The sequence below is a fragment of the Pedobacter sp. PACM 27299 genome (assembly GCF_001412655.1).
GTDB lineage: Bacteria > Bacteroidota > Bacteroidia > Sphingobacteriales > Sphingobacteriaceae > Pedobacter.
Window position 1 is genome coordinate 1,956,609 of record NZ_CP012996.1, and the last position, 16,414, is coordinate 1,973,022.

General features: G+C 43.3%; 10 protein-coding genes. 4 read left to right on the forward strand and 6 right to left on the reverse strand.

Annotated features, from left to right (window positions below; genetic code table 11):
- Positions 1-5: 5 nt before the first annotated feature.
- The 4 genes from AQ505_RS08260 (at position 6) to AQ505_RS08275 (ending at position 5,388) form a co-directional block, all read left to right on the forward strand.
- Complete coding sequence (locus AQ505_RS08260) at positions 6-482, forward strand: hypothetical protein (RefSeq protein ID WP_062547742.1); 477 nt, start codon at positions 6-8, stop codon at positions 480-482.
- Positions 448-900: a hypothetical protein gene (locus tag AQ505_RS08265; protein WP_062547743.1), complete on the forward strand. Its 453-nt coding sequence runs from the start codon at positions 448-450 to the stop codon at positions 898-900. The genes AQ505_RS08260 and AQ505_RS08265 overlap by 35 nt, the downstream gene beginning before the upstream one ends.
- A gap of 177 nt (positions 901-1,077) precedes the next feature.
- Positions 1,078-4,383 carry a glycoside hydrolase family 2 gene (locus AQ505_RS08270; protein ID WP_062547744.1) on the forward strand — a complete coding sequence of 1,102 codons (3,306 nt, stop codon included), beginning with the start codon at positions 1,078-1,080 and terminating at the stop codon, positions 4,381-4,383.
- Between the two features lie 162 nt (positions 4,384-4,545).
- Positions 4,546-5,388, forward strand: coding sequence for an OmpA/MotB family protein (locus AQ505_RS08275; protein ID WP_157262255.1), 843 nt, complete (start codon positions 4,546-4,548; stop codon positions 5,386-5,388).
- Between the two features lie 76 nt (positions 5,389-5,464).
- On the opposite strand, the gene AQ505_RS08280 is transcribed toward AQ505_RS08275, so the two are convergent.
- From AQ505_RS08280 to AQ505_RS08305, 6 genes are all read right to left on the reverse strand, one after another.
- Positions 5,465-6,307, reverse strand: a complete 843-nt coding sequence (locus tag AQ505_RS08280) for a VOC family protein (protein ID WP_062547746.1) — start codon at positions 6,305-6,307, stop codon at positions 5,465-5,467.
- Positions 6,308-6,516: 209 nt separating this feature from the next.
- A complete protein-coding gene (gene dctA, locus AQ505_RS08285) occupies positions 6,517-7,809 on the reverse strand; it encodes a C4-dicarboxylate transporter DctA (protein ID WP_197286333.1) in 1,293 nt (430 codons plus the stop codon).
- A gap of 87 nt (positions 7,810-7,896) precedes the next feature.
- Entirely contained in the window at positions 7,897-10,389 is a 2,493-nt protein-coding gene (locus AQ505_RS08290) for a PIG-L family deacetylase (protein WP_062547747.1), read from the reverse strand.
- A gap of 67 nt (positions 10,390-10,456) precedes the next feature.
- Positions 10,457-11,830 (reverse strand): RagB/SusD family nutrient uptake outer membrane protein, encoded by a 1,374-nt coding sequence (locus AQ505_RS08295; protein WP_062547748.1) that lies wholly within the window; start codon positions 11,828-11,830, stop codon positions 10,457-10,459.
- 27 nt (positions 11,831-11,857) lie between these two features.
- The gene (locus tag AQ505_RS08300) at positions 11,858-15,454 is read right to left on the reverse strand and encodes a SusC/RagA family TonB-linked outer membrane protein (RefSeq protein WP_062547749.1); all 3,597 of its coding nucleotides are present in this window, start codon (positions 15,452-15,454) and stop codon (positions 11,858-11,860) included.
- Positions 15,455-15,492: 38 nt separating this feature from the next.
- Positions 15,493-16,344 (reverse strand): FecR family protein, encoded by an 852-nt coding sequence (locus AQ505_RS08305; protein ID WP_062547750.1) that lies wholly within the window; start codon positions 16,342-16,344, stop codon positions 15,493-15,495.
- Positions 16,345-16,414: the final 70 nt, after the last annotated feature.

Sequence of the window (16,414 nt, forward strand, 5' to 3'; positions counted from 1 at the left end):
CAGCGATGACCACTAACCTCAAATCTATGCCAGATTTGAAAATGGAAGAGAATGATGCGGCTTACCGAATTCAGCATGGATCGCTGACTTATCTTTTGAATAAAACGACTGGAATACTCACTTCAGTAGAAAACAATGGAAAAAAAGTGCTTAAACAAGGACCTGTATTCTGTTATGTTGCTATGAATAGTGAGGATGGGGGTAAGCCTAATGTGGCCGGCGAAACTTATCAGAATAATATCTACCCGATAAAAAACTATCCGCTATACACTTTATTTGTTAAAGAGCTATTGATGAAAAGTACGGATAGCGGGCTGGTATTTACGATGAATACGACTTATACCAATGCCAATGGGAGGATTCGTTACCTCTTTAGAAAAGATGGAAAAGTGCAGCTGGACTATGAAATTCAAATGGACAAATCAATGAAGACAGGTCCTTATCAATATGGTATGCTATTTCAGCTACCCCCGCAGTTATGAAACTTTAAAATGGAAACGAAAAGGAGATTTTACGGTTTACAACGATCAGGATGTCAGTAGAAATGAGGGCGTCGCTAGTTTAAATGCGAAGTGGTTTCCTGGACTAGAAGAGTTTGGTAAAGTACCTTCAGGCTCCTGGAAAGATGATGCAAATGAAATGGGGTCCAATGATTTTCGGTCTACAAAGGCTCATATTTTATACGCAGAATTACTGGATAAAGCAGGTAATGGTTTACAGGTCAATTCCAATGCAAAACAATCGTCCAGAGCCTGGCTGCAGGATGGCAGCATTCAGTTTTTAGTGGCTGATTATAGCAATGGCGGATCTGAACCTTTTTATGCTTCCCCTTTTGACCAGGGAAGAATAGATGGAACCAGTGCAAAGCTAAAAGGCAGTTTACAGTTTGAATTAAAGTAGTCAATCATAAAATAGTCCATTAAAATAAAGGTTATATCCATTTAAGATTGCCGGGGCTTCGTTTAAGTTTGTGTCCGCTGAAGATCCAATTTTAAAGTCTGATTTGAATCGGATCTTCAGCCTATAAACCTGGCGCTCCCTGATAGGAATTGCCAGTAGACACGAAAATGAAAAGGAATGAAAATTAGATTTTTAGCATGGTTAGGAATGCTGCTTTTATTTGCCAATAAGAACTTTGCACAAGAACAACTGTGTTTGGCAGGAACATGGAATTTTCAACTGGATGCAGCGAATCTTGGTGAAAAAAACAAATGGTTTGATCAAGAGTTGAAAGAAACAATTGCGCTTCCCGGAACCACAGATGAGGCAAAAAAAGGGACGAAAACACAAGGTGCAGATTATGGAATTCTTTCCAGAGCCTATAAATATATTGGGCCAGCATGGTATAGCAGGACAATTACGATCCCGGCAAACTGGAAAAACAAAGAGATTTCCCTATTCCTGGAAAGGGTGATGTGGGAGTCTAAAGTTTGGATTGATGGTCGGTTAATGACTATACAGGATGGTTTAGGCGTTCCTCACCTGCATACTTTGGGTAAACTCAGCCCTGGAAAACACAGGTTAACCATTCGCATCAATAATGATCTAATTCATAATATCGGGGATAAAGGCCATGCTTATACGGAATACACACAAAGTATCTGGAATGGGGCAGTAGGTAAGATACAGTTACAGGCAACTGCAAGTACGGCAATTGAAGATTTGCAAGTGTACCCTAATGCGGAAAAACAACAATTGAAACTGCTGATAACACTGAAAAATCCGGTTCGCATGAAAGTCAATTACCGCATTGTGGACTTACAGACAAATGAAACAATTTTCAATAAGACGGAGGGTTTGCTGGCAAAGAAATCGCAAAGTCAGGAATCAGAACGCAGGGAGGATAAGGATCAGGTTTTAAACCTGGATTTCCCGATTAAATTGTGGGATGAGTTTACACCGAACCGTTACCGGGTAGTGGTAAAGCTTGAAAATAATGAAGAGACCTCCGCAGATTTTGGTTTTAGAAGCATCGGACATAGCCAGTCAAAAGTACTGATCAACAACGCCCCTGTGTTTATGCGCGGTAACCTGGATTGTGTACATTTTCCATTAACCGGATATCCTTCCTGTGATGTCAAAGAATGGGAGCGGATCTTTAGAATTTACAAATCTTACGGGTTAAACCATGTACGTTTTCATTCCTGGTGTCCACCAGAAGCAGCTTTTGAAGCAGCAGACAAGTTAGGAATCTACATTCAGGCTGAAGCCATCTGGATTGATTGGTGGATGACAGACCCGCCAAAGGACAGACCGGATATGCTGACCAAAGGATTGCCTCCGGGCTTAGGGCAAAATCCTTCCGCAGATCAATACACCCAGCAGGAGCTGGAGCGCATGCTCAAAGCTTATGGAAACCACCCTTCATTTACTATGATGTGCATCGGCAATGAACTTGGAAATTCCGACTTCAACGTGATGGCCAAATGGATTGAAAAATTAAAGCTGAAAGACAATAGAAGGTTATATGCCGTATCTACCGCAAGAAAAATTATGCCGGTCGACGATTATTCTGCCACACATAATATTCCAAATGTAGGCAGTACCTACGGCTTGCAAGGTGGAAGAAGCGATTATGACCTGGAGAAAAACTATTCGAAAAGTAACATCCCCATTTTTGCACATGAAGTAGGACAATTTCCTGTCTATCCTTTATGGTCGGAGATTGATAAATATACCGGTGTTTTAAAAGCTCGAAATCTGGAGGTCTGCAGGGCATCAGCCATTGCTAACGGACTGGAAAATAAAGATGCGGCCTTTCATCAGGCTAGTGGAACGCTTCAAAAGATTTTGTATAAGAGTTTAATTGAAAATTTTTACCGTACTCCTTCCAGCGGAGGATTCCAAATGCTGAGCATGCAGGATTATCAAGGACAGGGGGAAGCTTTAGTGGGATGGCTGGATGCTTTTTATGACGATAAAGGAACCACAGATACCACCTATTTCAAACAGTATAACAATGAAGTGGTGACTTTGGCAAGAATAAAGAAGTTTGTATGGGAAAATACAGAAACTTTTAGCGCAGGATTAGAAATTGCAAATTATGGAAGAGGAGACTTGAATACTGGTTTAGAATGGAAAATGGTTGCTGAAGATCAGCAGGTATTAGGCCAAGGAAAAATTCCTACTTTAGCAGTGAAAAGAGGGGAAGTAAAAAATTTCGGAAATATAGAATTAGGATTGGGGAAAATCAGGGCAGCTACAAAAGCAAAACTAATGATCAGTTTGCCTGGCACTAATTTCCGAAATGAATGGGACCTTTGGATTTACAATGATTCAGTAATTTACAACGATTTATTAAATAGTACTTCAAATACAGTAGGAAGATCAGTTGGAAAATCGGCTGGAATACCAGCTGGAAATGAAAACAATGTTTCGAAAAGTACGAAGGCTTTAAAAAATTACAAGGTACTCGAAACCACTGTGCTGGATCAAAATGCACTAGAAGCACTACAAAAAGGTAAAACGGTATTGCTTTATGCGGCAAACTTAGGAACTGCTGAGGTATCCAGACCTTTGTTCTTCAGTCCTTTATTTTGGTCCAATGTTTTCTTCCCCGGACAGGAGAATACCACGCTTGGTGCTTTGATCAACGATCAACATCCTGCATTAGCAGATTTTCCAACAGGATCATTTACGGATTGGCAATGGGAATCCATCAGTAAAGGAAGGTCTTTCAAAATGAAAGACTGGCCGTCAAACCTGGAACCGATAGTACAGCCAATCAGTGATTTCCATCTGAATGAAAAATTGGCGGCAATCTTTGAATGTAAAGTAGGAAAAGGGAAGCTGCTGGTTTGTGGCTATGATATCGATCCCTCGAAGCAGCAGGGAACCAAACAAAATCCAGTAGCCAAACAGTTAAGGTACAGTTTGCTCAAATACATGGGGACGCCAGCATTTGATCCTCAGGTTGATGTGGATACCAGCCAATTAAAGAAAAGTTTTCCTTTCATTAAGGAGGCCGCATCGGGAGTGCCTGCGGAATTTTCAACAGCTTTACTTTATGTGAAAACTGGGGATAAGGCTCCGGTATTGAAACGAAGTACTAGTTATAAAATGACTGGCGAAGAAGGGATCTGGGAATGGGATGGAAAATATGCCTGGTATGGAAAAAACATGGAAATCACGATTAACCCACCTCAAGGTGTAATTGGGGAACTGTACCTGCATTTTGAAGATTGGAATAATGAATCCAGGTCTGCGAAAATATGGATGGATGGCAGGGAATTTATGACCGGTACACTCGACAAAAAAGGAAAATGGATCAAGCTTTTTGTGATGCGGGAAGATACCAATGACGGGAAATTGCAAGTCAAAATTGAGTCGATGGCTGGTAGTAACGCCATGGTTTCAGAAGTCGTATTTGTTGAACAGAAATAGAATCTGAGCAGAACACAAATAGAACTTGGACACAACAGGATAACCGGATCAGCAAAATAGAGATAATGGGAATAAAAACACCGAAACAAACAGATTGTGGTACAGTAGTTGCTCCTTTAGAATTATACAAATTAAGTTGTACTGTAACGAATATATAAGATTATGAGATTACCTATTGTACCATCCTTGTTGATCGCTGTGGCTTTATTAGGCCAGGGTTGTGTGAGTAATAAAAAATTCGCGGACCTGCAGTCTAGTTATACGCAGTTACAAGAAAAAAACCAGGGTGTGAATCAGCAGCTTGCCAGTTCAAACACTCGAGTGAAAAGTTTGGAAGAACAAATTGCTGCACAGCAGGAAAATGTAAAAGCCCTGCAAATCGCATTGAATAAATGCTTGAATTCCAGCAGCCAGGGAAATACAAATATTTCTAAACTTGTAGATGAGATCAATGTCGCCAATAAATATATTCAGCATTTAGTAAACACTAAAAATACCAGTGATTCCCTGAACCTGGTATTGACCACCAATCTGACCCGTTCATTGAGCAGGGAAGAAATGAGTGATGTCGATATTAAAGTACTAAAAGGGGTAGTTTACATCTCGCTATCGGATCAAATGTTATACAAATCAGGAAGCTATGAAATTTCTGATCAGGCAGGAGTAACCTTAAGTAAAATCGCTAAAATCATTAAAGATTACCAGAGTTATGATGTATTAATTGAAGGAAATACGGACAATGTGCCTATTTCACAAGTCAATATTCGGAACAACTGGGATTTAAGTACGTTGAGAGCTTCTTCTGTCGTTCAATCTTTACAGAACAATTACGGTGTAATTCCTAAAAGATTAACCGCTGCAGGTAGAGGGGAATATAACCCGATTGCCAGCAACGATACCGAAGCAGGAAGAGCAAAAAACAGACGTACAGAAATTATCATCACCCCTAAACTGGATCAGTTTATGGAATTGATTGGAAAAGCCCCGGAACAAGCAAAAGAATAGTTTATTAAAACAACACGTTAAACAAAACGCCCTGCTCATATTCATGTTCAGGGCGTTTTGTTATGATTACAATAGCTTAAGCATTTTCCAGATCAGCGATAATCAGCTTTTTCATGCCCATTACGGCTTGCATTACCCGCTGGCCACGCTCCGGATCACTGATCAGTTTACCGATTATTTTAGGCACGATCTGCCAGCTGATGCCGTATTTATCGGTCAGCCAGCCACACATCACCTCAGATCCTCCATGAGCAGTGAGCTGATTCCAGTAATGGTCGATTTCATCTTGTGTTTCACATTCAACCACCAAAGAGATCGCATCATTAAAACCGAAACCATGTTCAGCGGAACTGTCCATCGCCATGGCTACATAACCATTCAGTTTAAACTGTGCATGTTTCACAAAATCGGTACGGTCGCCTTCTCCTTCTGTGTATTTCAACACCCCTTCAATGTCAGAATTTGGGAATATAGAAGTGTAAAAACGCAATGCAGTTTCTGCCTGACCGGCCTTATCGCCAGTAAACATTAAAGTCGGACAGAATTTTTGAGAGGAATCCTGTTTTGTTCCAGTATACAATTGCCAGGAAATGCCATATTTATCTTGTATCCAGCCATATTTTGGACTCCATGGATAGCTGTCTAAGGCCATCATGACCTTTCCGCCATCTTGTAAATTATTCCAGCATTTTTCGGTTTCTTCTGCGTTTTCACACATCACCATAAATGAAATGGAAGGATTTGGATTAGAGGAGGGCCCTTCATTGAGCAACAAAAACTTTTGTCCGCTCATTTGTATTTCTATTACATAAGGATTGGAGATGCCGGTTTTACTCCCTCCAAACGTCTGGGTATAAAATTCGGCGGCCTCGCTGATCTTTCCCCTGATGGTTAAACAAGGATAAAAGAAGTTTTTCATATCGATTGATTTTTAGGGTTTTATAAAAACTAATTTATGGTTTTATAAGCTCTAAGTTACTGAATCTTCTAGCAGCAAGGGTAGGGGGTAAAAGACATTTAAGGGGGGAGCTTGCGACAAGTACAGAATAGAAAGTTGATGAGCAGGTGGTTACCCTGGGCCGGGTATATTTCCTTCCGATCCCAGGGGTTACTATCTGACTTTACAGTTTAAGTAGTCGCTGGATTGATGGCCAACTGGTATTTTTCTTCATCAAATTCTTTCTCACTTTTAGCGATTACTACTACGGCAATGCCATTGCCGATCAGGTTGGTGATCGATCTGGCTTCCGACATAAACCGATCTACACCCAGTAAGATGGCCACGTTTTCTATGGGCATGATGTTTAAGGAAACCAGTGTAGAGCTGAGTACGATGAAACCACTTCCGGTGACGCCGGCAGCACCTTTGGAAGTCACCATTAAAATTCCCATTGCTGCGATCTGCTCTGCGATGCCCAGCTCTATTTTGAAAGCCTGGGTCAGGAAGATCAATGCAATGGAAAGGTAGATAGAAGTACCATCCAGGTTAAAAGAATAGCCGGTAGGAATCACCAATCCGACGACAGATTTGGAACAGCCAAAACGCTCCATCTTTTGGATCATACTTGGCAATACCGACTCGGAAGAGGAGGTACCCAATACCACCAGGATCTCCTGACGGATGTATTTCAGGTATTGCCACAGACTAAATTTATAGAGGTAACAGATGAAATTGAGCACCACAAAAATAAACAGGATGCAGGTGATGTAAACCACCAGCATCACTTTTCCCATCGGGATCAATGTAGAAAGACCATAGTTGCCAATGGTGAAGGCCATTCCTCCAAAAGCCCCGATGGGTGCCAGTTTCATCACAAATTTCATCATGTTGAAAATGATCTGGGAGAGGTTTTCAAAAGCGATAATCGTATGTCTTCCGGCCTGGCCCATTTTGCTCAGGGCAAAGCCGAATAGTATGGCAAAAAACAGGATTTGCAGGATATCGCCTTTGGCAAAGGATTCAAAAATATTAGGGGTAATGATGTGGCTGAGGAAATCCATCCAACTCACATCGGCTGGGGCAACGGCTGCCGCTGCATTGGCAGCAGCAGGACTACCGGGAGCGATCACTGCGGTAGCGGTACTTGGATGCTTAACTACAGGATTTAGTCCATCGCCAGGTCTCATTAAGTTGGCAGTCACCAGGCCGATAAAAATGGCCACTGTGGTAATCAATTCGAAGTAAAGCAATGCTTTTCCTCCAACGCGACCCACTTTTTTCATGTCGCCCATTTTAGCAATGCCGAGTACAATGGTGAAGAAAATAATAGGGGCGATCAGCATGCTGATCATATTGATGAATGTCTTGCTGATGAGTTTGGCTGTATTCGCAAATGTGGGGAAGAACATCCCTACCAGGATGCCAAAAATGATTGCAATAATCACCTGAAAGGTCAGGTGTCTGGAGATGTTCTTCATCATGTTGTAGCTGGTTTTTATATTTGGTTAAAAAAAGGCGCCGAATCCTCTAATATAGGATACCGGCACCTTAAATGGAGGTAGAATATTTTATTGTCCCAAAGAAATCAGGTTGGTGAACAGGCGATAAGCACCCGGTACACCTGCAGGAAGCTGCCTGAACCAGGAAATTCCGGTATAAACAAAGTTTCCTTTTCCATATTTCGCGACTAAAATACTGCTGTTTTTAGGACTTTCTCCCGGATCATTAATAGAGATCAGTGCTTCATATTCCTTTGCCCATTCGCTAGGGAAGTATAAACCACGTTCCTGAACCCAGCCATCAAAATCAGCATTGGTAATTTTATTAGGCTTTTGGAAAGCGGCATGCTCAGGGAGTAATACGCGTACTTCGGCTCCTTCCACAGTGACCCTATCGGTGGATAATTTCATCGGGTAGGGGCCAGGATTGGCTTTTAATCCAGCATTGGTATTGTATTGAATCAATACATTTCCTCCGTTTTTCACGTAATCCATCAGGCGGTCATGGTAAAAGTTAATGCGGTCTAAGGTATTGTAAGCTCTGATTCCTACAATTACGGCATCAAATTTCTCCAGGTTTTCTGAGTTGATGTCTGCATCTTTCAATAAAGTCACATCGTAACCGATCTGCTGCAGGGATCGAGGTACTTCATCACCTGCTCCAGGCAGGTAGCCAATGCGTTTCCCTTTCACATTCAGGTCTAACTTTACTGCTTTTGCCAAGGCTACCGGGAACAGTACCTGCTCAGGAATGTGCTGGTAATTGATCACACTGATTCCTTTATTATAGGTTTTGTTGTCCAGATTAACGATGGCCTGGATTTCTGCAATATTGGAATTCGCTGGTGGGGTGACCATAAACTTTGCAGTCTGTTCTGCTTTTTCTTTCTCGATATCGAAAGGAACGGATGCCGGGCTCACCTTCCATCCTTCAGGAAGTTTCAATGATACTTCACCTTTGATGTTTGCTTTACCAGCTTTGAGAAACACGTTTACTTGTTTGGCTTCAGGGCCATTGAACATGTATACGTTTTCGGCAATATTGGCGAATACCGGCGGACTCACCGACAGGGGCTGGTATAATTCGCCGTATACCAGGTCGTTGTGTTTATAAACTACAGGAACAGTAAATTTAAAGGGTTGTCCGCCGATAGTAAGGTTGACCGCTACTTCTGCCGCAGGAGTATTTTCCGGTAAGCCAACATCTGATTGTTTTAAGATGTCAAACATACCCAGCGTATCTGCTTTCTGCAGCCAGTAAGGCTGAGAAAAAGCCAGATCTGCCGGAACGATGAGTTGTTTTTTATACTTCTGACCTGCGGAATTGGCCAGTCCGTTATTGATAGTGGAATCATTTTTCTGGTAAGGGAAATGGATGGAAGTGATCTTTACGGCAATTGGAGATCTGTTGATCACTTCTGTTTGTACTTCTAGTTTTCCTCCAGGTACCACTGCAAAATTACCGGCAGTGGCTTCAATGTATAGTCCGGTGGCGCTGCGGATCACTTCTTGAAGCTCTTCTAATTTCTGGGTTTTCCAGAAAGAATCCGGTAATTTCTGTAGTTCCGCTCTCGCAGTTAATAGGAGAGGGACTACTGCAGATGGATTTGCGGCGTTATAAGTGGCAATGGCTTTGGTAATGGCTTCCTGAACTTTTGCACTGTTTGGTACCCTGGTCCAGGTCGTGTTGATGTCTTCGAAAAGGTCTGCTTTTGCAGCTGGCCCCATGGTGTGCTGGAAATAATCGAAGTTGCTGCCGCGGGTGCCTGTGGAACCAAATCCCTGGCTTTTGTGCATGCTGCGGCTTTCCGCAGAGATCTCGCCATAAGATTTCCCGAGTAAAGGGTTGAATACCCCAACATCTACTTTAACGAGAGAAGACGCAATCTTGTCGAATGCAGCAGGATCTTTGAAGGCCCAGGAGCTGATGTTCCATACCAGGCGTTTGGCTTGCCATGGCTGTACATATTTCAGCTGCTCAGGAAAGCGTTTCGGATCGGCAGCTGCCACAAAAGCATCTTCTGCTAAAATAGAAGAGGCGCTGTGCTGACCATGACCTGCGCGGGAATCTTTAGGAAATCTGGTGATGATCACATCTGGTTTGAAATTACGGATCACCCATACCACATCGGCAAGGAGTTTTTCACGGTCCCAGATGCTGAATACTTCTTCCGGGTTTTTCGAGAAGCCGAAGTCGTTGGCCCTGGTGAAAAACTGGTGGCCGCCATCTGTTCTTCTGGCTTGCAGTAATTCCTGAGTACGGATTACGCCCAGGCGTTCCCGGATTTCGGGGCCGATCAGGTTCTGTCCGCCATCCCCGCGGGTTAGGGACAGGTAGCCGGTATGGTACAATTTCTGGTTGGCCAGGTAGGCGATCAGGGTGGTGTTTTCATCATCCGGATGTGCGGCAAGGTATAACACATTACCTAATTTGTTGAGCTTTTTTAAGTCCTGCAGGATTTTTCCAGAGGCAGGTTTTGGTGGCTGCTGCTGTGCATTGGCGTTCATGCCAAGGCATACCGATAGCAAAGAAAGGATAAATACGGAGTTCATCTTTTTCATACGTTGTATTTTTTAACAGGTCGCCATTGTAAAGCGGGCGACCTGTGGTTTGCTGGTTATAAACTCTTTAGATTGGATTCTGGCTGTAGGTGTTGTTGATGTCCAGTTCACGCTGAGGAATCAGGAAAAGCAATCTTGGTGTTTTTCCTTGTGCTTTCATCACTTCAGCAGCCTTACCAAAACGCAGTAAATCCGGCCATCTGTGGTTTTCAAAAGCAAGCTCTACTCGTCTTTCTTTGAGTAATTTCTCGGCGAAAGTACCTGGGGTACTGCTGTCAATTCTATTCAATCCGGCACGGAACCTCACTTCATAGATCAGGTCGTAGGCTTCGGTGCCTTCTCCCAAAGCTTCTGCCAGCATCAGCAAGGCATCTGCATAACGCAGTACCACGAAATTATAATCCGCATCACCTTCATTATAGGCAGTAGTCGTGCCATATTTAAGGATAAAACGTCCTGCATTTAATGGCCCGTTGATCGGGTTCATAGAGATGGCAAAACGTTTGTCGTTCGGCTCATAAGCAGCCTGCATTTCTGCGGTAGGTCTGTTTTTGTAAGCACCGGTGCTTTGGATCATTAAGGGAGAGAAAGCATTGGTAAAGGCATTTCCGGTATTGGTACCACCACCTTTGTACTGCACTTCAAAGATGGATTCTACATTGTTTTTATTGGCAATTCCCCAAAGCTTGTCGTAAGTAGGAACTAGGGTGTAACCGTAAGTTTTAACCCTTCTCAATGGTGCAACAGCCGAAGCTTTATCGCCCATGGTCAGGTAAATTTTACCCATTAATGTGGCTGCGGCTCCTTTAGTTGCTCTGCCCACATTGATGCCGGTATATTTTACATCTAAGAAACCTTCGGCGGTGGCCAGGTCGGCAACTAACTGTTTATATACTTCGCTAGCTGGCAATTGAGGATAGGATTTACCTTCTTCTACGGTAATTTCTTTGAGTACCAATGGGATTCTTCCGAAGTTCAGGGCAAGGTTATAATAAAACAGGGAGCGTAGGAATAAAGCTTCTCCTTTCACTCTGTTTTTTAAGGCTGGATCCATTGGTACTTCTTCAATTCTGCTCAATACGATGTTACATCTGCTGATGCCTACATAAGTATCCAGGTAGGAAGAGGTGACCAATTCGGCTGTTGCCGCATTTTCATTGAAGTTGTCAATGGCATTCAGGTCTGCACCCAATCCGGTATTATCGGCACCGCCATCGGTATTATCGGAACGCATTTCGTTCAGGATCCAGTAACTTTGGTTGTAAGCACCGTTCATCTGCAGCGCTTTATAAGCTGCGTTTACGGCGATCACCATATCGTCACTGGTTTTATAGAAGGCATTTACGTTACGCTGAGAAATCGGGTTCAGGTCGGTAAACTCTTTGCCACAAGAGCTGAGTATTCCGGCAGAGATCAGGATATATATTAATTTCTTTTTCATTTTTTCTGGTTTTTAGGTTTAAGAACACTACTTAAATGAGGCATTAATACCAAAAGTGAAATTTCTTGATAACGGATAGGCGCCATAATCTTCACCCTGTACACCGCTTGAAGTAGATTGATTATTTACCTCAGGGTTGTAGCCGATATAATCGGTTTTGGTGAATAGGTTGGTTCCAGAAGTATATACACGGAATGAAGAGAAATATTTCCCTACCCATTTGGCAGGTAGGGTATAGGCGATGGTTACATTTCTAAGGCGGATGTAAGAGGCATCTTCTACCTGATAAGTGGAAGGTCTGTTGTTAAATCCGTGTAAATCGCCTAGCCGGTCTGCACGTGGTGTTTTACCATCTCCAGGTTGATCTGGGGAAAGCCATCTGTTTTTCAGCACGGAGTAAGAGTTGGTATTGGCTTCACCATTGGCCAGGTGTCTTCTGGTTAAGTTCAAGACTTGTGAACCTTCTACACCCTGGATCAGGAAGCTCAATTCTATGCCTTTATAGCCTAGTCTGTTGGTAATACCATAGGTGTAATCAGGCTGATAGTTGCCGATAACCGTACGGTCGTTGGCATCAATAACGCCGTCACCATTTACATCTTTGAACATGAAATCTCCAGGTGCCGCTTTTGCTGCCAATTTATCTTTAGGGGCGCTGTTGATCTCTGCCTGACTTTGGTAGATCCCTTCTACCACATAACCGTAATAGCTGCCGATTGGGTCGCCGATGCGGGTAATGTGACGGATACCAGCACCACCAGTGCTTAGAATTGGATCGCCGGAAGCGCCCAATTTCAATACTTTGTTTTTGTTGGTAGAGAAGTTCATATCGGTGCTCCAGGTGAAGCTGCCTACTAAATTCTGAGTAGAAAGGGAAGCTTCAAAACCTTTGTTTTCTACCTCACCGATGTTCATTAGCGGGTTAGAGTTCCCGTAACCTACTACTGCAGGCACTTGTACATTCAGGAGCAGGTTAGAAGTTTTCTTATTGTACCAATCTAGGGATGCAAAGATCCTGTTGCTCAGGAAGCTCATGTCCAGACCGATATCTACCTGTGTATTTTTCTCCCAGGTCAGGTTTGGATTGCTTGGGGTAGAAGGGGCGATCCCGTTGGTCACGACATTGCCAAATACATAATTATATGGGCTCAATAGTCCTACAGCGGCATAGTTTGGGATCAGGAAGTTTCCTGTTTTACCCCAGCTTCCGCGCAGTTTAAAGTCGCTGATCCATTTGATATTTTTCATGAATGCTTCATCAGACATTCTCCATCCGGCAGAGAAGGAAGGGAAATAACCGACTTTATTGCCCTCACCAAAACGGGAAGCACGGTCAGAACGGATGGTCGCGGTCAATAGGTAACGGTCCATAAACGCATAGTTTACCCTACCCAGGTAGGATACCAGCGACCATTCTTCTTCGGTTGCGGTACCACCGGTAACTTGTCCGCCGCTCACGGTTTGTACTAAATCGTCAGGGAAGTTTTCTGCTTGTACCTGATTGTTTCTGATCTTGTCTTTCTGTGCGGTATATCCGGCAAGTGCAGAGATGCTGTGTACCCCAAATACCTTGTTGTAAGTTAGGAGGTTTTCTGAAAGCCAGTTGGTTTCCAGTGAAGAGTTAGACTGTCCATAAGGCACACCTACAGTTGCTGCACGGTCGATAAATGCCTTTTCTCTGTAATATTTTCTATTGTAGTTGTTAATGTCTGTACCGATCATGAACTTGTATTTCAGACCATCCAGAAAGGTATATTCTGCATAGGCGCTGGCAAAGCTTCTGAACTGCGAAAGGTCGTCATGGATGTATTTTACTACCGCCAGCGGGTTACTGGAAGCGGTCATATTGGTACCGGTTCCATTTTCTGTGTTCAGGTGACTCTGGTTATTGCTTTGGTTAATCGTACCATTTGGCAGGTAAGGGCTTACTGTTGGCGAATGTACCAGGGCGGTGTAAACTGCTCCTGGAGGATCTGCGAAATAAGGGGCACTGGTAGATCCTTTGGCCTGATCTGTAAATGAAGGATTCACAATGGCACCGATACGCAGGTTTTTAACCGGATCAGATTCGATGTTGATGCGGAAGGTATAACGTTTAAATCCGGTTTTATCGATGATACCACCTTGATTGAAATAGTTACCAGAGATGTAATAGCCTAGTTTTTCTGCTCCACCAGAAAGGGATAGGTTATAGGACTGGATGTTGGAATTTTTGAACAGCACATCCTGCCAGTCGGTGTCTACACCTGTTGGATTGATAAAATCATTAGGCAGGTAATAACTGGTATTGGTACTTCTGGTGTAACGTACTGAATTGGGGTCGTTGATGCTGGCATTCGGGAAATCCTGCAGGTAGGCATTGTTCTTCGCGTTCAGCACATACTCGCTGAGCTCTTTTGAGTTCATCAGGTCTACCTTGTTGGCCAGGGTTTGGATGCCATAATAGGAGTCGAAATTGACTGAAGTAGTACCGTCTCTTTTTCCTTTTTTAGTGGTGATGATGATGACTCCGTTTGAACCTCTGGAACCATAAATGGCGGCAGCGGCAGCGTCTTTTAAGACCTCTACGGATTGAATATCTCCCGGGCTGATGGTTCCCAGCGGGTTTGCCGGAGCGGGGCGGAAGGCTACCGTTCTTTTAGAAACATCGCCCTGAGTGGCAGATTCTACGTTTTTAGAGATGGGGAAACCATCTACTACATATAAGGGTTCGTTACCAGCGGAGATAGAACCGACACCACGCACACGAATGGTGGTTGCGGCACCTGGTTCGCCACTTGGCTCTTGTACCTGTACCCCTGCGATCTGGCCTTGAATGGCATTCTCGAAGCTGGTTACCGGAATATCCTTGATGCTTTTTGCACTGATAGAAGCAATAGAACCAGTTAAGTTTCTTTTTTGCTGTGTACCGTATCCCACACCTACTACTACAATTTCATCTAGTTTCTGCTGGTCAGGCATTAAATCTACATTGATGACTGTAGAAGAACCGATGGCCACTTCCTTCGTGATGTAACTGATATAAGAGAATACAAGGATACCTTTTTCAGGAACTTTAATGGTGTATTTTCCGTTGGAATTGGTGCTGGTGGTAATGTTTTTCCCTTTCAATTTAATGGAAACGCCAGGCAGTATCTCCCCATTGCTGCCATCGGCCACTTTACCAGTGATGGTCAACTCTCTATAGACTTCGCTCAGGTTATTGGCGTTTTCTGCTGGTGTCGGTTCGGTACTGCCTTTTTCCTTTGGGCTGTTCTGACGGTGATCTGCAGAAGTTTTTGAATCTTTGAAATTGATCACATAAAACTGTTCGCTAATCTTTTTATAGTTAATATTTACCGGAGAAAGCATATTGGTCAATGCCGTTTCAATACTTTCATGTTGTGGTTTTTCTTTAGTTTGAACAAGTATATTCTCGGCCAGCTTGCTGTCGAACATAATGGATACTTTGTGTATTTTTTCGAGTCCTTTCAATGCATCTTTGAGGGGCATCAATTGACGCATGGCCTCTGAAGGCGTGGTGGTAGCACTTTCCGGCACAAATGCGAAGGACTGCACACGACTAAATACCATCGATGCGCTACCGATCACGAGGATCAGCAGCAAGTGTAGAATTTTTACCATGGTTTGGTTGGTTTAGTTGATAAAATTAGTTAGTTGACTCAGGGGGTATTCGTAACAATAAGCGTATCTCCTTTTTTAGTGAAATTGATATTAAATGTTTCTGATAATGCATGAATCAGGGAATTGATGTTGGTAGTTGGTGCAGATCCGGACAAGTTCATGTCCAGCATTTTAGGATCTTCCACCAGGATTTCCAGTCCATAGGTGTTGTGCAGGGTGTTGAGTACTTCTTTCAATGGTGTTTTATCGAACACCAGGCGGTCGGTTTTCCAGGACGAATAAATCGCTGGATCTACCATACGTTTGGTATAAGATTTTTCCTTGCTTTGGTACTCTACGAGGTCGCCGGGCTTCATTTGAATGATATTGGTTTTGTGGTCCTGTCCCTCCATACGGAAGTCGATTTTTCCGGAATTCAGCACCACCCGGGTATCGTGGTTTCTGGCGCTGATGTTAAATTCAGTACCCAATACTTCAACTGATAGCTGGTCAGGCATTTTTACAAAAAACTTTTGATGGGAGCGTGTGTGTTTTACCGAGAAGTACGCTTCCCCATCTACCTTTACTTCCCGATCCCCATTGCCGGACCAGTTTTTACGATAGCTCAGCTGACTATTTCCATTCAAGGTCACGACAGAACTGTCGGGAAGAACAACACGTAAGGTTTGTCCATACTTGGTGAGGTGATGGATTTCTGCGTTTTGTTCTTTCAAAAACCATACGCCGATGGTGGTCACCAGGATCAGCATTGCTGCAGCAGCGATGATCTGTTTATTGAACCAGGGCTTTAGTTTTCTTACCGGCGTTTCTTGATCGTCCAGCATGGGAGCTAGCTTTTCCCATGCTGCATCGATTCGTTCCAAGTCGTTTTTGAAGGTTTTTTTAGTCATTTTGTGTGGAGATGATGTGTTATTTTATGCTAAGACGCTGTGCTTTTGGTTTTGTACTGTATAATTGTGA